At 65.0% G+C, this 16,679-nt stretch carries 16 protein-coding genes; 4 read left to right on the top strand and 12 right to left on the bottom strand.

Going from position 1 to position 16,679, the window contains the following annotated elements:
• Positions 1-256: 256 nt before the first annotated feature.
• The 9 genes from DFR40_RS07590 to DFR40_RS07630 form a co-directional block, all read right to left on the bottom strand.
• Positions 257-1,864, bottom strand: a complete 1,608-nt coding sequence (locus DFR40_RS07590; RefSeq protein ID WP_121457902.1) for a carboxyl transferase domain-containing protein — start codon at positions 1,862-1,864, stop codon at positions 257-259.
• 53 nt (positions 1,865-1,917) lie between these two features.
• Complete coding sequence (locus DFR40_RS07595) at positions 1,918-2,517, bottom strand: LOG family protein (RefSeq protein ID WP_121457903.1); 600 nt, start codon at positions 2,515-2,517, stop codon at positions 1,918-1,920.
• A 16-nt stretch (positions 2,518-2,533) separates the two neighbouring features.
• Positions 2,534-3,145 carry a 2-hydroxychromene-2-carboxylate isomerase gene (locus tag DFR40_RS07600; RefSeq protein WP_121457904.1) on the bottom strand — a complete coding sequence of 204 codons (612 nt, stop codon included), beginning with the start codon at positions 3,143-3,145 and terminating at the stop codon, positions 2,534-2,536.
• Positions 3,146-3,215: 70 nt separating this feature from the next.
• The gene (locus tag DFR40_RS07605; protein ID WP_121457905.1) at positions 3,216-4,352 is read right to left on the bottom strand and encodes an acyl-CoA dehydrogenase; all 1,137 of its coding nucleotides are present in this window, start codon (positions 4,350-4,352) and stop codon (positions 3,216-3,218) included.
• Positions 4,349-5,263 (bottom strand): DMT family transporter, encoded by a 915-nt coding sequence (locus DFR40_RS07610; RefSeq protein ID WP_121457906.1) that lies wholly within the window; start codon positions 5,261-5,263, stop codon positions 4,349-4,351. The genes DFR40_RS07605 and DFR40_RS07610 overlap by 4 nt, the downstream gene beginning before the upstream one ends.
• Positions 5,264-6,454, bottom strand: coding sequence for an acetyl-CoA C-acyltransferase (locus DFR40_RS07615; RefSeq protein ID WP_121457907.1), 1,191 nt, complete (start codon positions 6,452-6,454; stop codon positions 5,264-5,266).
• Positions 6,455-6,503: 49 nt separating this feature from the next.
• The gene (gene can, locus DFR40_RS07620; RefSeq protein WP_121457908.1) at positions 6,504-7,646 is read right to left on the bottom strand and encodes a carbonate dehydratase; all 1,143 of its coding nucleotides are present in this window, start codon (positions 7,644-7,646) and stop codon (positions 6,504-6,506) included.
• Positions 7,647-7,756: 110 nt separating this feature from the next.
• A complete protein-coding gene (locus DFR40_RS07625; protein ID WP_121457909.1) occupies positions 7,757-8,929 on the bottom strand; it encodes an isovaleryl-CoA dehydrogenase in 1,173 nt (390 codons plus the stop codon).
• A gap of 119 nt (positions 8,930-9,048) precedes the next feature.
• On the bottom strand, positions 9,049-9,441 hold the full coding sequence (locus DFR40_RS07630; RefSeq protein ID WP_121458231.1) for a MerR family transcriptional regulator: 393 nt from the start codon (positions 9,439-9,441) through the stop codon (positions 9,049-9,051).
• Positions 9,442-9,540: 99 nt separating this feature from the next.
• On the opposite strand from DFR40_RS07630, the gene DFR40_RS07635 reads away from it, so the two are divergent.
• The 3 genes from DFR40_RS07635 to DFR40_RS07645 all read left to right on the top strand — a co-directional run bounded on the left by DFR40_RS07635 (position 9,541) and on the right by DFR40_RS07645 (position 13,247).
• Positions 9,541-10,581, top strand: a complete 1,041-nt coding sequence (locus DFR40_RS07635; RefSeq protein WP_211329755.1) for an MBL fold metallo-hydrolase — start codon at positions 9,541-9,543, stop codon at positions 10,579-10,581.
• A gap of 16 nt (positions 10,582-10,597) precedes the next feature.
• Positions 10,598-12,433: a PHA/PHB synthase family protein gene (locus tag DFR40_RS07640; protein WP_121457911.1), complete on the top strand. Its 1,836-nt coding sequence runs from the start codon at positions 10,598-10,600 to the stop codon at positions 12,431-12,433.
• A 151-nt stretch (positions 12,434-12,584) separates the two neighbouring features.
• A complete protein-coding gene (locus tag DFR40_RS07645) occupies positions 12,585-13,247 on the top strand; it encodes a YiaD family glycine zipper/OmpA-like lipoprotein (RefSeq protein ID WP_121457912.1) in 663 nt (220 codons plus the stop codon).
• A 43-nt stretch (positions 13,248-13,290) separates the two neighbouring features.
• On the opposite strand, the gene ubiT is transcribed toward DFR40_RS07645, so the two are convergent.
• From ubiT to ubiU, 3 genes are read right to left on the bottom strand one after another with little or no spacing between them, the layout of a single operon-like run.
• Positions 13,291-13,746 carry a ubiquinone anaerobic biosynthesis accessory factor UbiT gene (gene ubiT, locus DFR40_RS07650; RefSeq protein WP_121457913.1) on the bottom strand — a complete coding sequence of 152 codons (456 nt, stop codon included), beginning with the start codon at positions 13,744-13,746 and terminating at the stop codon, positions 13,291-13,293.
• Positions 13,743-14,639, bottom strand: coding sequence for a U32 family peptidase (locus DFR40_RS07655; RefSeq protein ID WP_121457914.1), 897 nt, complete (start codon positions 14,637-14,639; stop codon positions 13,743-13,745). The genes ubiT and DFR40_RS07655 overlap by 4 nt, the downstream gene beginning before the upstream one ends.
• A gap of 2 nt (positions 14,640-14,641) precedes the next feature.
• Positions 14,642-15,649 (bottom strand): ubiquinone anaerobic biosynthesis protein UbiU, encoded by a 1,008-nt coding sequence (ubiU, locus tag DFR40_RS07660; RefSeq protein WP_121457915.1) that lies wholly within the window; start codon positions 15,647-15,649, stop codon positions 14,642-14,644.
• A gap of 126 nt (positions 15,650-15,775) precedes the next feature.
• On the opposite strand from ubiU, the gene DFR40_RS07665 reads away from it, so the two are divergent.
• Entirely contained in the window at positions 15,776-16,678 is a 903-nt protein-coding gene (locus DFR40_RS07665; RefSeq protein ID WP_121457916.1) for a response regulator, read from the top strand.
• Position 16,679: the final 1 nt, after the last annotated feature.

Here is a 16,679-nt window from a genome sequence, read left to right on the forward strand (position 1 = left end):
CCGCTGGTTTTCGGGGTCCCCCTGAGAGGCGCTGAGCAACGCAGGCGGTCCGGGGGAAGTCGGCTGGCGTTGTCTGAGCCGCGCAGCGGCGAGTTCAGCCAGCCGCCCGGAGCGTCGAGTAGCGCAAGGGACCCCGCGTAGCGGGGCGCCGACCTGGGGGGCGCCTTTTCTTTGGCTACTTTCTTTTGGCGAAGCAAAAGAAAGTAAGCCCGCCGGTCAACGGCGGAACCCAGCGGTTCAGAAATCCCCATCCCCATCACATCCGGAAAATCCCGAACTTCGTCACTTCCGCCGGCGCGTTCATCGCCGCCGACAGCCCCAGACCGAGCACGCGCCGGGTGTCGGCCGGATCGATGATGCCGTCGTCCCACAGCCGCGCCGAGGCGTAGTAGGGATGGCCCTGCGTCTCGTACTGCTCGCGGATCGGCGCCTTGAAGGCGGCTTCCTCTTCCGCCGACCAGCTGCCGCCCTTGGCCTCGATGCCGTCGCGCTTGACGGTGGCGAGTACGCCGGCCGCCTGTTCGCCGCCCATCACCGAGATGCGCGCGTTCGGCCACATCCACAGGAAGCGCGGCGAGTAGGCGCGGCCGCACATGCCGTAGTTGCCGGCGCCGAAGCTGCCGCCGATGACGACGGTGAATTTCGGCACTTTCGCGGTCGCTACCGCCGTGACCATCTTGGCGCCGTCGCGGGCGATGCCGCCGTTTTCGTACTTGCGGCCGACCATGAAGCCGGTGATGTTCTGCAAAAAGACGAGCGGAATGCCGCGCTGGGCGCAGAGTTCGATGAAATGCGCGCCTTTCAGGGCCGACTCGCTGAACAGGATGCCGTTGTTGGCGACGATCCCGACCGGGTAGCCGTAGATGCGCGCAAAGCCGCAGACCAGCGTCGTGCCGTAGCGCGCCTTGAATTCGTCGAATTCGGAGCCGTCGACGATGCGGGCGATGATTTCGCGCACGTCGAAAGGCTTCTTGGTGTCGGTCGGGATCACGCCGTACAGCTCTTCGGCGGCGAACAGCGGCGCGCTGGGCGCGGTCAACGTGACCGGCGGCGTCTTTTTCCAGTTCAGGTCGCGCACGATGCGCCGGGCGATGGCCAGCGCGTGCGCGTCGTTCTCGGCCAGATGGTCGGCGACGCCGGAGATGCGCGTATGCACGTCGGCGCCGCCGAGGTCTTCGGCGCTGACGACCTCGCCGGTCGCCGCCTTGACCAGCGGCGGGCCGCCGAGAAAGATGGTGCCCTGGTCGCGGACGATGATCGACTCGTCGCACATCGCCGGCACGTAGGCGCCGCCGGCCGTGCATGAACCCATGACGGCGGCGATCTGCGGGATGCCGGCGGCCGACAGGTTGGCCTGGTTGAAGAAAATGCGGCCGAAGTGCTCCTTGTCCGGAAAGACCTCGTCCTGCATGGGCAGGAAGGCGCCGCCGGAATCGACGAGATAGATGCACGGCAGGCGGTTTTCCAGGGCGATTTCCTGGGCGCGCAGGTGCTTTTTGACGGTCAGCGGGTAATAGGTGCCGCCCTTCACCGTCGCGTCGTTGGCGACGATCATGCATTCGACGCCTTCGACGCGGCCGATGCCGGCGATCACCGAGGCGGCCGGGACGTCGCCGCCGTACATCCCGTACGCCGCGAACTGGCCGATTTCGAGGAAGGGCGTACCGGGGTCGAGCAGGGCGCTGACCCGTTCGCGCGGCAGCAGCTTGCCGCGCGCCAGATGCTTCTGGCGCGCCGCTTCCGGGCCGCCGAGGGCGATCTTCTCGACCTTTTCATGCAGGTCGGCAACGACCGCCTGCATGGCCGCCGCGTTGGCCTGGAAGTCGGCCGAACGCGGGTTCAGTTGGGATTTCAGGATGGTCATGTCTCCTCGCTTCTTTTATCTGTGCGTTACCTGAAAACGAAAAACGGAAGGGCCTACAACTGCCTTTCCTCCTTGAGCCATTTGCTGACCGCCTCTGGCCGGTAGCTGGCCATGGCGCCGAGCAGTGCCTCGCTGTCGCTGTCGCACAGCGCCATCGCCCGGTTCTGCTCGCGCAGGAAACCGGCGGTGACGGCCTGGTCGAACATCGCCAGCAGCGGATCGTAGAAACCGCCGACGTTGAGCAGGCCGACCGGTTTCACGTGGAACCCGAGCTGGCCCCAGGTCAGCACCTCGCAGTACTCCTCGAAGGTGCCGAAGCCGCCGGGCATGGCGATGAAGCCGTCGGCCAGTTCGGCCATGCGCGCCTTGCGCGTGTGCATCGAATCGACGATTTCGAGCCGGGTCAGCGCCCGGTGGTCCACCGGGCGGCCGGCGACCTCCTTGCCGACCAGCGCTTGCGGGATGATGCCGATGACCGTGCCGCCGGCCGCCAGGCAGGCGTCGGCGACGGCGCCCATGAGGCCGACGTTGCCGCCGCCATAGACCAGCTGGATGCCGCGTGCGGCGAGGAGCCGTCCGAGCTTTTCGGCCTCGGCGCGGAAGATCGGTTGATTGCCGGCGTTGGAGCCGCAAAAGACGCAGATGCTTTTCATGTTTCTCGTTTGCTGATTAAAAACCGCCGCTTTCGAGCCAGCGCTCGAGCTGCGGCAGGCGGTCGGCGCCGAAGAAATGTTCGCCGTCGACGATCACGTGCGGTGAGCCGAAGACGCCGGCGGCCAGCGCCTGCTCGCATTCGTCCTTGAGTCGGGCCTTGATTTCCGGGCTTTGCAGCGCGGCGGCGAGAGGTTCACGGTCGACGCCGAGTTGGGCGGCAATTTCAAGGACGGTGTCGGGGGCGGAAATGTCGCGGTCGTCGACGAAGAAGGCGTTGAAGACGGCGTGGGCAAAGCGCCGGGCCTGCGCGCAATCGCGGCCGTGCAGCCAGTAATAGGCGCGGGCGGCGTTCTGCGTCGGCAACGGGAAGCGGCTCGGCATCCGGTAGGGAATGCCGAGGAAGCGGGCCGAGCGGGCGAAGTCGTGCAGCATGTACTTGCCCTTGCTGCTGATGCCGTCGGCCGGCGGGCGGGAGCCGGTGGCCTGGAAGATGATCCCGAGCAGGATCGGGTGCCAGCGCACCTGGCGGCCGAAGCGGGCGGCGAGGGCGTCGATCCTTTCAGCCATCAGGTAGCCGTAGGGGCTGGAGAAATCGAACCAGAAATCGATCGCTGACGGTGTGCTCATTCGTTTCTCCTCAAAGTTTGCGGTCGACCGGCGTTTTTGCCTGTTTTTGCCGGTCGACCGTGAAACCGCCTTACTCGGCGGCGATGCTGCGCCCGATCACCAGACGCTGGATGTCGTTGGCGCCTTCGTAGATCTGGCAGATGCGCACGTCGCGGTAGATGCGCTCGACCGGGAAGTCGCTGGTGTAGCCGACGCCGCCGTGGATCTGGATGGCGTCGGAGGCGATCTTCTCGGCGGCTTCGGAGGCGAACATCTTGGCCATCGAGGCTTCCTTCAGGCAGGGCTTGCCGGCGTCCTTGAGCTGGGCGGCGCGCCAGACCATCAGGCGGGCGGCGTCGAGCAGGGTGTTCATGTCGGCCAGCTTGAAATTGACCGCCTGGTGCTCGATGATCGGCTGGCCGAAGGTGACGCGCTCCCTGGCGTAACGGACGGCGGCCTCGAACGCGGCGCGGGCCATGCCGATGCTCTGGGCGGCGATGCCGATGCGGCCGGCTTCGAGGTTGGAGAGGGCGATCTTGTAGCCTTCGCCTTCCTTGCCGAGCAGCGCGGAAGCGGGCACGCGGCAGTTTTCCAGGATGATCTGCACGGTGTCGGAAGCGTGCTGGCCCATCTTGTCCTCGGTACGGCCGACAATGAAGCCCGGCGTGCTGGTCGGGATCAGGAAGCAGGAAATGCCCTTCTTGCCGGCGGCCTTGTCGGTCACCGCGAAGACGATGGCCATGTGCGCGTGCTTGCCGGTGGTGATGAACTGCTTGACGCCGTTGAGCACGAAATGGTCGCCGTCACGGTCGGCGCGCGTGGTGATCGCGGCGGCGTCGGAGCCGGTGTGCGGTTCGGTCAGGCAGAAGCAGCCGAGCTTTTCGCCGCGGGCGAGCGGCTTCAGCCATTCTTCCTTTTGCGCATCGGTGCCGTACTTCATGGTGATGCCGCAGGCCAGCGAGTTCTGCACCGAGACGATGGTCGAGGTGGCGCCGTCGCCGGCGGCGATTTCTTCCAGCGTCAGCACCAGCGACATGTAATCCATGCCGGCGCCGTCCCACTCCTCGGGCACGACCATGCCCATGGCGCCGAGTTCGCCGAGCTCCTTCAGCGCTTCGGCCGGGAAGCTGTGGTTCTTGTCCCATTCGGCGGCGAAGGGGGCGAGGCGCTCCTGCGCGAAGGCGCGCATCGAGTCGCGGATCATTTCCTGTTCTTGCGTAAGAATCATGCTGTTTTCTCCAGAGTTGTTTTTTGTACGGTGGTCAGCCAGACGCCGGCAATCACCAGCAGGCCGCCGAAAAGCACCGGCAGGCCGAGGCGTTCGTCGAGCAGCACGGCCGCCTGCAGGACGGCGAAGACCGGGACCAGATTGATGAAGACCGAGGCGTGGCCGGCGCCGAGCTGGTGCACGGCGGCGGTGAACCAGGTGTAGGCGATGGCGGTGCCGAAAATGGCGAGGAAGAGCATGCCGCTCCACACCCGCCACGACCAGGCAGCAAGGTCGACGCCGCCCTGCACCAGCGCCGCCAGGCCGAGCAGGATGGCGCCGGTGAAGCAGGCGTAGAGCGTCGTCGCCAGTGCCGAAAAGCGGCCGGTGGCCTGCCAGCCGATGAAGGTGTAGGCCGTCCAGCAGGCGACGCAGCCGACGATCAGCCATTCGCCGATGCCGACCGTGCCCTGCAGCAGGGCCAGCGGATCGCCGTTGCCGATCACCGTCAGGCAGCCGGCGAGTGCCACCGCGCAGCCGAGGGCCTTGCGCCGGTTCATGCCTTCCTTGCCGATGGCCCAGGCGAGCAGCACGATGACCACCGGGTTGAGCGCGACGACGAGAGCGCCGCGCCCGGCCGGGATGTGCTGCAGGCCGAAAAAGAAGCACAGGCCGTAGAGGAAGATGCCAAAGAAGCCGAGGGCCCAGACCAGACCCCATTCCTGCCGGTCCTTCGGCAGCGGGATGCCGCTGCCGCCGGCGAGCATGACGCCGCCGACGACCAGGCCGGCGACGACGAAGCGCATGGCGGCGACGGCGATCGGGGCACTGAGTTCCTGGGCGATCACGCGCCCGGCAATCCAGGTGCCGCCCCACATCGCCATCGCTGCCACCAGCTTGACGTAGGTCAGGGTCCGGGCCGACTGCGGCACTTAGAGCATTTCCACCGCGAGGGCCGTGGCTTCGCCGCCGCCGATGCAGAGCGAGGCGACGCCGCGCGTCAGCCCGTACTTCTTCAGCGCGCCGAGCAGCGAAACGACGATGCGGGCACCGGACGCGCCGATCGGGTGGCCGAGCGCGCAGGCGCCGCCATGCACGTTGACCTTGGCCGGGTCGAGCTTGAGGTCGTGCAGCGCGGCCATGGCGACCACGGCGAAGGCTTCGTTGACCTCGAAGAGATCGACCGATTCGGCGGTCCACCCGGTTTTTGCGAACAATTTCTGCATCGCGCCGACCGGTGCCGACGGGAACAGCGCCGGCACGCCGGCATGCGTGGTGTGGGCGACGATGCGGGCAAGCGGGGCAAGGCCGAGCTTGGCCGCCTGCGATTCACGCATCAGCACCATCGCGGCGGCGCCGTCGGAAATCGACGAGGAATTTGCGGCGGTGACCGTGCCGTCCTTCTTGAACGCCGGCTTCAGGGTCGGGATCTTGTCCACATTGACGGCGAACGGACCTTCGTCCTTGTCGATGACGACGTCGCCCTTGCGGCCGGCGACGGTGACCGGGACGATTTCCCAGGCGAAGGAACCGTTGTTGCTGGCCTCGATGGCGCGGGTCGTCGATTGCACGGCGTAGGCGTCCTGGGCTTCACGGCTGAAGCCGTAGCTGGCGGCGCATTCCTCGGCGAAGGTGCCCATCAGGCGACCACGCGTTTCCTTGCCGTAGGCGTCCTCGAGGCCGTCCATGAACATGTGGTCGATGACCTGGCCGTGGCCGAGGCGGTAGCCACCGCGGGCCTTGGGCAGCAGGTAGGGGGCGTTGGTCATCGACTCCATGCCGCCGACGACGGCGACGCCGTAGGAACCGGCGAGCAGGCCGTCGTGGCCGAGCATGGTGGCTTTCATCGCCGAGCCGCAGACCTTGTGGATGGTGGCGCAACCGGCCGACAGCGGCAGGCCGGCCTGCAGCGCGGCCTGGCGGGCCGGGGCCTGGCCCTGGCCGGCCTGGAGGACGCAGCCCATCAGGACTTCGTCGACCAGGTTGGCGTCGATGCCGGCGCGGGCGACGGCGGCCTTGATCGCTTCGGCGCCGAGATTGGCGGCGGTCAGGCTGGAAAAGCCGCCCTGAAAGCTGCCCATCGCGGTGCGGGCGGCGGATACGATGACAATCGGGTCGTTCATGCTGTTTTCTCCTTGCGGTTTGTTATGGGTAATGGGTTGCGGAACAATCTCAGGCGTCGAGTGCCAGCAGCGCCGCTTCGTAGCGGGTCGGCAGGTCGGTCGGCGCGTCGATGGTGATGCCGAGGTCGTGCATGTGCCCGTCCTTGAGACCGTAGATCCAGCCGTGCACGGTCAGTTGCTGGCCGCGCTGCCAGGCATCCTGGACCACCGGGTTGTGGCAGACGTTGACCACCTGCTCGAGGACGTTGAGCTCGCACAGGCGGTCGTGGCGTTTTTCCGGCGGCAGCGCGTCGACGGCGGCGAGATGCTTGTTGTGCACATCGTGCACATGCCGCAGCCAGAGGTCGACGACGCCGACGCGGGCGCGGTTGAGGGCGGCGAGCACGCCACCGCAGCCGTAATGGCCGACGACCATGATGTGCTTGACGCGCAGCACATCGACGGCGTACTGGATCACCGACAGGCAGTTGAGGTCGGTGTGCACGACGACGTTGGCGACGTTGCGATGGACGAAGACCTCGCCCGGCAGCAGGCCGACGATCTGGTTGGCCGGCACGCGCGAATCGGAGCAGCCGATCCACAGGAATTCCGGGTTCTGCAACTGCGCCAGCTTGTCGAAGTAGGTCGGGTCGATCTCGCGCATCTGGCGGGCCCAGGCGCGGTTGTAGTCGAACAGGTGGCAGAGGTTCTCGTTGCAGTTTTCTTCTTCCGACCAGTTGTCGAGGTCGAGTGCGAGGAAGATGGTGTTCTCGACCGGCGTCGGGTAATAGGCCGGGACTTCGTTGAAACCGAGTTCGCGGTAGAGCTTCACGGCCATGCGCATGTTCGGCATGGTGTCGAGGAGCAGGCGCTTGTAGCCGATTTCCTTGGCTGCCTTGATTGCCGCCAGCGCCAGCGCCCGGCCGATGCCCTGGCCGCGCTCTTCGGGCGCGACGTAGAGCCGCTTCATTTCGCAGACGCCTTCGGAAAACGGGCGCACGCCGACGCAGCCGGCCGGTCGGCCGTCCACTTCGGCAAAGAACAACCGGCCTTCCGGTGCCGAGTAGGCGCCGGGCAGCGAGGCCATCTCCTGGTCGAAGTTCTGGTACGACAGGTCGACGCCGAGCCAGCCCGCGTAGTTGCGGAAATACTGGCGGACCTGTTCGATGGCCTCGGTGTCGGTGGCGGAAAGCGTGCGCAGGGTGATTTTCATGCTTCTGTGGCTCCTGGTAGCGCGAGGCCGTGGCCGGCCCCGCTTCAGTTTCGTCGCCCCGGCCTGGCCGTGGGCAATCGCACATTCTACCCGTGCCGATAATTATGAAATTAGCGTGTCTCCGCCATCAGTTCGCGGCCGATCAGCATGCGCCGGATTTCCGAGGTGCCGGCGCCGATCTCGTAGAGCTTCGCATCGCGCCACAGGCGGCCGGTCGGGTATTCGTTGGTGTAGCCGACGCCGCCCAGGGTCTGGATCGCCTCGCCGGCCATCCAGGTCGCCTTCTCGGCGGAATAGAGGATGGCACCGGCGGCGTCCTTGCGCAGGGTGCGCGAGTGGTCGCCAGCATCACAGGCGCGGCCGACGGCATAGACGTAGGCGCGGGTGGCCTGCCAGGTCGAATACAGGTCGGCGACCTTGCCCTGCATCAGCTGGAAGTCGCCGATCGCCTGGCCGAACTGCTTGCGCTCGTGCAGATAGGGCACGACGACATCCATGCAGGCGGCCATGATGCCGAGCGGACCGCCGCAGAGCACGGCGCGTTCGTAGTCGAGGCCGGACATCAGCACCTTGGTGCCGTTGCCGACGCCACCGAGGACGTTTTCCTCCGGCACTTCGCAGTCGTCGAAGAACAGCGGGAAGGTGTTGGAGCCGCGCATGCCCAGCTTGTCGAGGTGGGTGCCGTGCGTGAAACCCTTGAAACCCTTTTCGACGATGAAGGCGGTCATGCCCTTGGCGCCGGCGTCCGGATCGGTCTTGGCGTAGACGACCAGGGTGTCGGCGTCGCCGCCGTTGGTGATCCACATCTTCGAGCCGTTGAGGACGTAGCGGTCGCCTTTCTTGTCGGCGCGCAGTTTCATCGAGACCACATCGGAGCCGGCGTTCGGCTCGGACATGGCGAGCGCGCCGACGTGTTCGCCGGAGATCAGCTTGGGCAGGTATTTCTGCTTCTGCGCTTCCGTGCCGTTGCGGCGGATCTGGTTGACGCACAGATTCGAGTGGGCACCATAGGACAGGCCGACCGAGGCCGAGGCGCGCGAGATTTCCTCGAGCGCGACAATGTGCGCGAGGTAGCCCATGTTGGTGCCGCCGTATTCCTCGCCGGCGGTCATGCCGAGCAGGCCCATGTCGCCGAATTTCTTCCACAGGTCGGCGGGGAATTCGTTGACGCGGTCGATCTCGGCGGCGCGCGGGGCGATCTCGGCGTCGGCGAAGGCCTTAACCGCATCGCGCAGCAGGTTGATGTCTTCGCCGAGGGCGAAGTCGAGGCTCGGTATGTTCATCGGTTTGTCTCCAGTTTGTTGTTTGGTCCTGCTTTTCGTTCTTGCCGTGCATCGCCAGTCATCGCACGGCAGTAAATTAATTTACGTTGACGTAAACGTAAACCAAGCGGCAAAAAAAATCACGCATTTTTCCGGCGCGTCAGTTCGCGCTGGCATTGCTCCTCGAACTGGCCGATTTCGGCGAGCATCGCCTCGATGTCCTCGCGTTGCTGTTCCAGCGCAGCCCGACGCTTTTCGATGACGCGCAGGCACTCGAGCAGTTGCGGCGTTTCGTCCTCGGTCGAGTTGTACATCCCGATCAGGTCCTTGATCTCGGCCAGGCTCAGGCCGAGGCGCTTGCCGCGCAGGGCCATCTTCAGGCGGGCCCGGTCGCGCCGGGTGAAGATGCGCTTGCTGCCCTCGCGCTGCGGTGCCAGGATGCCCTGGTCTTCCCAGAAGCGGATCGTGCGCGGCGTGATCGCGAACTCGCGGGCGAGGTCGGAAATGCTGAATGTGGCGGCCGTCTGGCTCATCATGTCTCCTTGGTTGCGGCGAAGTTAAGCAGATGGCGGGGCTTTTTTCAATCCGCTACCGTATGGTAACTTGCCTGCATGACGACGCCGGATGCAACCATGTCCCTGCATTACCCCTTTACCGAGATTCCCGCTGCCGGCGAACTGCGCGAAGTGGCGCCCGGGATTTTCTGGCTGCGCATGCCGCTGCCCTTTCAGCTCGATCACATCAATCTCTGGCTGCTGCGCGACGGCGCCGGCTGGGCGATCGTTGACACCGGTTTCCCGGACGACGAGGTCCGCACCGCCTGGCGCGCCATTCTCGACCGCCTCGACGGGCCGGTGACGCGCCTGATCGTCACCCATTTCCACCCCGATCACCTCGGCCTGGCGACCTGGCTGATGGCGGAAACCGGGGCGCCGCTGGCGATGACCAGCGGCGAGTTCCTTACTGCCCATGCCGTGTGGCATGAAGTCGGCGGCCACGGCGCCCGCTTCATGGTCGAGCAGTTCCGTCAGCACGGCCTCGATGCCGACCTGCTGGCCAAGTTCGAGCGCCGCGGTTCCGGCTACCGCAAGGCGGTCCCCGGGCTGCCCGAGCATTACCAGCGGATCAAGGCCGGCGATGCATTGCGCATCGACTGTCACACCTGGCAAACAGTCATCGGGTATGGTCACGCCCCGGAGCATCTGGCGCTTTACTGTGCCGAACTGGGCGTGTTAATTTCCGGAGACATGTTGTTGCCAAGGATTTCGACCAATATCAGCGTGTTCGCGGCGACCCCGGATGCCGATGCGCTGCGCTGGTACCTGGAGTCCCTGGACCGGATGGCGGAGGAAATTCCGCAGCCGACCCTGGTTTTACCATCACACGGCTTGCCCTTCACCGGAGTGCAGGCACGGGTGGGTGCATTGCATGCGCACCACGAAGAACGATTGCATGCGCTTGAGAACAGCTGTGAACACGCGCCGCAGAGCGCAGCCGGGTTGCTCGACGTGTTGTTTGGTCGGGTGCTCGATACACACCAAACGATGTTCGCGATGGGTGAAGCGATTGCCCATCTGAACTATCTGGAACAAGCCGGTCGGTTGTCGCGCAGCATCGACGCCGACGGGGTGATTCGCTATTCGCGGTTACAGCACCGACCCGCCGCGCACTGACAGAGGGAGTTTCAAGATGTCGCAGCAAACCGAAGACCAGGGCGTCAACCTGCCCAATCCGGCCGAGATGGCCAAGACCTATGCCGAAGTCGCCCAGCGCGCCTCGCGGATCATCACCCAGTTCATGGAAAAGAAGGCCAAGGACGGCGTCGAGGCGCCGGCCGACGAGCTCGGCGTGGCCAAGGCCTTCATGGACCTGTCGGCGCGCTTGATGGCCAATCCGTACAAGCTGGCGCAGACCCAGATGAACATGATGTGGGACTACTTCTCGCTGTGGCAGGGTTCCATGATGAAGATGATGGGCATGCCCGGCGCTGCGCCGGTGGCAACGCCCAAGAAGGGCGACAACCGCTTCAAGGACGAGGAATGGGAACAGCATTTCCTGTTCGATTTCATGAAGCAGTCCTATTTGATCGCCGCCCGTCACATCCACGATACGGTCAGTTCGACCGACGGCCTCGACGAGCATACTCAGCAGAAGGTCAATTTCTTCACCCGCCAGTACATCGACGCGCTGTCGCCGTCGAACTTCGCACTGACCAACCCGGAAGTCTTCCGCGAGACCGTCAAGTCGCACGGGCAGAACCTGATCAAGGGCCTCAACAACCTGCTCCAGGACGTCGAGGCGGGTGACGGCCAGCTGCGCATCCGGATGACCGACACCTCGGCTTTCGAGATGGGAAAGAACGTCGCCACGACGCCGGGCAAGGTGGTTTTCCAGAACGACCTGTTCCAGCTGATCCAGTACGATCCGAAGACGCCGGACCAGTTCAAGAAGCCTTTCCTGATCGTGCCGCCGTGGATCAACAAGTACTACATCCTCGATCTGCGCGAGAAGAATTCGCTGGTCAACTGGGCCACCAGCCAGGGCCACACGACCTTCATCATGTCCTGGGTCAACCCGGACGAGAAGCTGGCCCAGAAGTCGTTCGAGAACTACCTGCTCGAAGGCTCGCTGGAGGCCGTCAATCAGGTCTGCGCCCATACCGGCGAGAACAGCGTCAACATGGCCGGCTACTGCCTTGGCGGGACGCTGCTGATGACCACGCTGGCCTACATGACTGCCAAGAAGGACAAGCGCGTCAATTCCGCGACCTTCTTCACGACCATGCTCGATTTCTCCGAACCCGGCGAACTCGGTGTCTTCCTCGACGAGGGCGCCGTCACCGGCCTGGAAAAGAAGATGGCCGAACGCGGCTTCCTCGAGGGGTCGGAAATGGCCGGCACCTTCAACATGCTGCGCGCCAACGACCTGATCTGGTCATTCGTGGTGAACAACTACCTGATGGGCAAGGATCCCTTCCCCTTCGACCTGCTCTACTGGAACTCCGATTCGACGCGGATGCCGGCGGCGATGCACAGCTTCTACCTGCGCAACATGTACCTCGAGAACAAGCTCAAGGACCCTGGTGGCATCACCCTGGCCGGCGTCAAGATCGACATCTCGAAGGTCAAGACCCCGTGCTACTTCATCTCGACGATCGAGGATCACATCGCGCCGTGGAAGAGCACCTACATGGGGGCGCGCCTGCCCTCCGGGCCGACCAAGTTCGTCCTCGGCGGTTCCGGCCACATCGCCGGCATCGTCAATCCACCGGTCGCCAACAAGTATGGCTACTGGACCAACGATGCCACCGACGGCAACCTGCCGGAAAGCCCCGAGGATTTCCTGGCCGGCGCGACGCAGAATGCCGGTTCGTGGTGGACGCACTGGCACGAGTGGGTGACCAGCCTGCCCGGTGGTGCGGCCAAGGTGCCGGCTCGCCAGCCTGATGCCGGTGCGCTCAAGGTCATCGAACCGGCGCCGGGCAGCTACGTCAAGTTCCGCCTGGATACCCAGAAAAAGGCCTGAGCGTAAGGCCTGGCTGACGACAGAAAGGGGGCTTCGGCCCCCTTTTCCATTGTGTAAAGGGCTTTGCCATTTGTTACATATCGCCGGAGAAAGGCTTCCGGGGGCGTGCTAATCTGGATCGGTCGTCATCGAACAGCCGAAGGAGGCCCACATGAAGAATACGATCCTCGTCCTCAGCGCCGCCAGTCTGGCGCTTTCGGGATGCGCCAACATGGATGAAACCCAGCGCCATACCGGTACCGGTGCTGCCATCGGTGCTGTTGCCGGGGCCGTCATCGGGGCTGCGACATCGAGTCGCTCCGACCGCGGCAAGGGTGCCGCGATCGGCGCTGCTGCCGGGGCCGCGATCGGGGCCGGCGGCGGTTACCTGTGGTCGAAGCGGATGCAGGAACAGAAAGCAGCGATGGAGCAGGCAACCGAGGGGACCGGTGTCGAGGTCACGCAGACCAACGACAATCGTCTGAAGCTCGAGATTCCCAGCGACATCTCCTTCGATTCCGGCCGTGCCGACATCAAGCCGTCGCTGCGGCCGGTGCTCGACAAGCTGGCGCAGGGCCTGGCCCAGCATCCGGTGACCCGGGTGACGATCGTCGGTCATACCGACAATGTCGGCTCGGACACGGTGAACAACCCGCTGTCGGTCAATCGTGCGGCTGCCGTCCGGGATTATCTGGTGCCGCGCGGCGTTGCCTCGTCGCGGATCGGCATCGACGGCCGCGGATCGCGCGAACCGGTTGCCGACAACGCGACGGCGCAGGGCCGGGCGATGAATCGTCGGGTCGAGATCTTCGTCGCCGAAACGAGCGGCGGCTGAGCGCCGCTACCGGCAACGGAAAAGCCCACAATGCGGGCTTTTTTCATTGCCGGCCGGGCAGTGGCAGACGCGACAGCGAAGGCAGTTCGATGGCATCGAGCATGTTCTTGACGATCAGGCCGAGCTCGGTGTCGCCGGTGATTTCGAGTTCGCGGTTGAAGAACAGTGTGTCCGGATCTTCCTGGCGGCTGAGAAGTTGCAGGTAGGCGGAAAGATTGGCGGCGAAGGCCAGGTCGGGCTCCCGCTGTGCCCGGAAAACCGGGCGGAACAAGCCGTCACGGTAGGTGTAGCAGGCCTCGCCACCGGTATCGAGGACACGTACGCGGAACAGCTTGTCCTCGAGCACGGTCAACTCGCTTTCAGGCAACAATTTCAGTTTCAGGGCGGCGTTCAGCGCCCCGACCAGAACCAGCGTATGTGGCCATTGCGGCAGCTTCTGGCCGATCCCGGCAACGAAGTCGGGCAGGCGGAAACGCGGGATGGTGAAGTTTGGATTCATGCGCTGGCTCCAGCTCGGGTGTGATGTTCGGCGATTCCGGCGTCACCGAACCAGTAGCCGTCGACCAGGCCGCTGCTGCTCCAGTCGCTGCTCCCGGCGATCGTCGGCTGGCCCTGGCGGGCAGCGTCGAAGGCGGCGATGATCGCGTTCATGTGCGCCTTCTGCGGGCTGAGGCGGATGCTGTCAATGCCGATCTCGCGTAGCGTCGGCATCTCGGCAAGCAGGCAGTAGCTTTGTGCCGACATCGTCTGGATCCCGTTGATGGTCAGGAACTGCTGGCCCTCGCGGGTACGCAGCGTCAATCCTTCCTCGTGGTCGAGGCATTTGAACTGGCAGTCGTCCTTGTTCAGCTCGTAATGGCGGGCGGTGAAGCAGCGGGCCGAAAAGGCCAGCGGCAGCTTGCCGAAGGCGAAGACCTCGGTTTCGACACCGGCCGGGCGGCTGCGGTGCAGCGTCTCGATGATCGTCCGCGAAGCCTCCAGTGGCGGTATCCAGCGGCACATGCCGTAGCCGGCGAAAGTCGCCAGCGTGGCCTCGTTGTAGATATTGAGGTGCGGTCCGGCGACGAATTTTTGCCCAAAAACCAGGTTGACCGCACCCAGGTCGTTGGCTTCAACCTTGCAGCCGGCCTCGTCGACCAGCCGCCGAAGTGCCTTCAGGTCGCTTTCCGATTCGAGCAGGGCTTGCGCCGAGACGACGACCTCCTTGCCGGCATCGCTCAGGTCGCGGGCCAGGCCGATCCAGTCGGTGGTGCGCAGTTGCTGGCGGCGCGAACAGACGACTTCGCCGACGTAGATGGTGTCGATGGCCGGGTTTTCGGCCATTTCGGCGTAGAACGCCATGACTTCGGCCTTCGGCCAGAAATAGAGCAGGGGCCCCAGCGACAGTTTCATGCTTACCTCCACGGCCGGTTGTAGGCGCCCAAGGTCGCCTGGTTGCCCTCGGAAACCTTGGCCAGTTCGGCGTGCCAGGCTGGTTTGACGTGATAGCGTTCGCTGCCGTCGCGCAGTGCGTCGAGGGCAGCGCGCAGCGTCCGGGTGACCTGGGTGACGTAGGCCGGACTGCGCTGGCGGCCCTCGACCTTGATCGCCTTGACCCCGATGCGGATGATTTCCGGCAGGATTTCCAGGACGTTCAGGCTGGTCGGTTCCTCGAGCGCATAATAGGTTTCACCCTGGACGTCGAAGCGGCCCTTGCACAGCGTCGGATAGCCAGCCGGCTCGTCGTCGCCGAAGCGGTCAATGAGGATGCCGTTGAGCCGCGTTTCCATCACGCCCGGTTGCTTGTCCCACTTGACGTACTTGGCCGGCGAGCAGGCGCCGACGGTGTTCGGCGATTCGCCGCAGGCGTAGGACGACAGCCAGCAGCGTCCCTCGTTCATCACGCACAGGCTGCCGAAGCCGAAGACCTCGATCTCGACGCTGGTGTTGCGGATGACATGCTCGACCTGGGCCAGCGTCAGCACTCGCGGCAGGACGGCGCGCCGGATGCCGAATTCGCGCTGACAGAAATTGATCGCCTCGTAGCTGGTGGCCGATCCCTGGACCGACAGGTGCAGGCGTTGCTGCGGATGGCGGCGGGCGGCATAGTCGAGCAGGCCGACGTCGGCCAGGATGATCGCGTCGACGCCGAGATCGACGGCGGTGTCCACGGCCCGTTGCCAGTCGACGACGCGCCCGGCCTGGGCGAAGGTATTGATTGCCAGCAGGACCTCGCGGCCCTTGGTATGGGCGTAGCGGATACCCTCGCTGATGCCCTTCTGGTCGAAATTGAGGCCGGCGAAGTTGCGCGCGTTGGTATCGTTCTTGAAGCCGAGATAAACGGCATCGGCACCGTTGTCGACAGCCGCCTTGAGGGCCGGCAGGCTGCCGGCGGGACAGACGAGATCGGGCAGGGGGAGCATGGCAGGGTTCGTTCGGGACAAGCGGACGAGTATAGCCAGCGTCGCCGGGCGGCCATTGATCCGCATCAAAGGCTACGCTCGTGCTAGGATTCCAGGCACCTTTCCCTCGCCGAAAAGCCAGCATTCATGTCCGGAAACCATGTTCTCGTCGTCGACGACGAAGCGATCAACCTGATGCTGATCGAGGATTTTCTCGAGCAGGAGCAACTGGCGCTCGAACCCTTCAGCGATCCGCTGGCTGCCTGGGCGCGGATGTCGGCGCCGGGCAGCGATTTTTCGCTGGTCATCCTCGATCGCATGATGCCGGGCATGGACGGCATGGAGTTCCTGCGCCGGGTCAAGGGCGACGGCCGTTTCGCCGACGTGCCGGTGATCATGCAGACTGCCGCTTCGGCGCCGGAGCAGGTGCGCGAGGGCCTGGAGGCCGGTGCCTACTATTACCTGACCAAGCCCTACGCACCCGAGGCCTTGATCTCGATCGTCCGCGCGGCGCTCGAGGACCGGCGCGCGCGAGCCTCGCTGCGCACCCGGGCGGCCCGCCTGGAAGAGGCGCAAAAGCTGCTGCGCGGTGCCGAGTACGCTTTCGCCACGCTCGAGGACGTTGCCTGCCTGGTGCCGGTACTGGCGGCGATGTGCCCCGATCCGGACCGGGTGGCGCCGGGGCTGTCGGACCTGATGGTCAATGCTGTCGAGCATGGCAACCTGGGCATCAGCTACCGTGAGAAATCCCTGCTCAAGTGGGATGGCGACTGGGAGGCCGAGATCCGGCGCCGCCTCGACCTGCCGCAGTTCCGCGGGCGCCAGGCGACGATCCGCGTCGAGCATGGTGCCGAGGCGATCAGCTTTCGCATCGTCGACCAGGGCGATGGCTTCGACTGGCAGAAATTCCTCGAATTCGATCCCGAGCGCGCCTTCGATCCGAACGGTCGCGGCATCGCCATGGCCCGCCTGACCAGCTTTGCCAGCCTCGCCTACGAGGGCCGCGGCAATATCGTCACGGCCACCGTTGCCCGCAGCTTGCCGGGGTGAG

The organism is Azonexus fungiphilus (genome assembly GCF_003634965.1).
Lineage (GTDB): Bacteria > Pseudomonadota > Gammaproteobacteria > Burkholderiales > Rhodocyclaceae > Azonexus > Azonexus fungiphilus.

Excerpts from the sequence above, each read along its gene's own strand:
- DFR40_RS07635 (WP_211329755.1), top strand. The coding sequence starts at position 9,541 with ATGTCCCTGCATTACCCCTTTACCGAGATTCCCGCTGCCGGCGAACTG.
- DFR40_RS07605 (WP_121457905.1), bottom strand. The coding sequence starts at position 4,352 with ATGATTCTTACGCAAGAACAGGAAATGATCCGCGACTCGATGCGCGCC.
- DFR40_RS07640 (WP_121457911.1), top strand. The coding sequence starts at position 10,598 with ATGTCGCAGCAAACCGAAGACCAGGGCGTCAACCTGCCCAATCCGGCC.
- ubiU (WP_121457915.1), bottom strand. The coding sequence starts at position 15,649 with ATGCTCCCCCTGCCCGATCTCGTCTGTCCCGCCGGCAGCCTGCCGGCC.
- ubiT (WP_121457913.1), bottom strand. The coding sequence starts at position 13,746 with ATGAATCCAAACTTCACCATCCCGCGTTTCCGCCTGCCCGACTTCGTT.
- DFR40_RS07615 (WP_121457907.1), bottom strand. The coding sequence starts at position 6,454 with ATGAACGACCCGATTGTCATCGTATCCGCCGCCCGCACCGCGATGGGC.
- can (WP_121457908.1), bottom strand. The coding sequence starts at position 7,646 with ATGAAAATCACCCTGCGCACGCTTTCCGCCACCGACACCGAGGCCATC.
- DFR40_RS07665 (WP_121457916.1), top strand. The coding sequence starts at position 15,776 with ATGTCCGGAAACCATGTTCTCGTCGTCGACGACGAAGCGATCAACCTG.
- DFR40_RS07595 (WP_121457903.1), bottom strand. The coding sequence starts at position 2,517 with ATGAAAAGCATCTGCGTCTTTTGCGGCTCCAACGCCGGCAATCAACCG.
- DFR40_RS07600 (WP_121457904.1), bottom strand. The coding sequence starts at position 3,145 with ATGAGCACACCGTCAGCGATCGATTTCTGGTTCGATTTCTCCAGCCCC.
- DFR40_RS07655 (WP_121457914.1), bottom strand. The coding sequence starts at position 14,639 with ATGAAACTGTCGCTGGGGCCCCTGCTCTATTTCTGGCCGAAGGCCGAA.
- DFR40_RS07625 (WP_121457909.1), bottom strand. The coding sequence starts at position 8,929 with ATGAACATACCGAGCCTCGACTTCGCCCTCGGCGAAGACATCAACCTG.
- DFR40_RS07590 (WP_121457902.1), bottom strand. The coding sequence starts at position 1,864 with ATGACCATCCTGAAATCCCAACTGAACCCGCGTTCGGCCGACTTCCAG.
- DFR40_RS07645 (WP_121457912.1), top strand. The coding sequence starts at position 12,585 with ATGAAGAATACGATCCTCGTCCTCAGCGCCGCCAGTCTGGCGCTTTCG.
- DFR40_RS07630 (WP_121458231.1), bottom strand. The coding sequence starts at position 9,441 with ATGAGCCAGACGGCCGCCACATTCAGCATTTCCGACCTCGCCCGCGAG.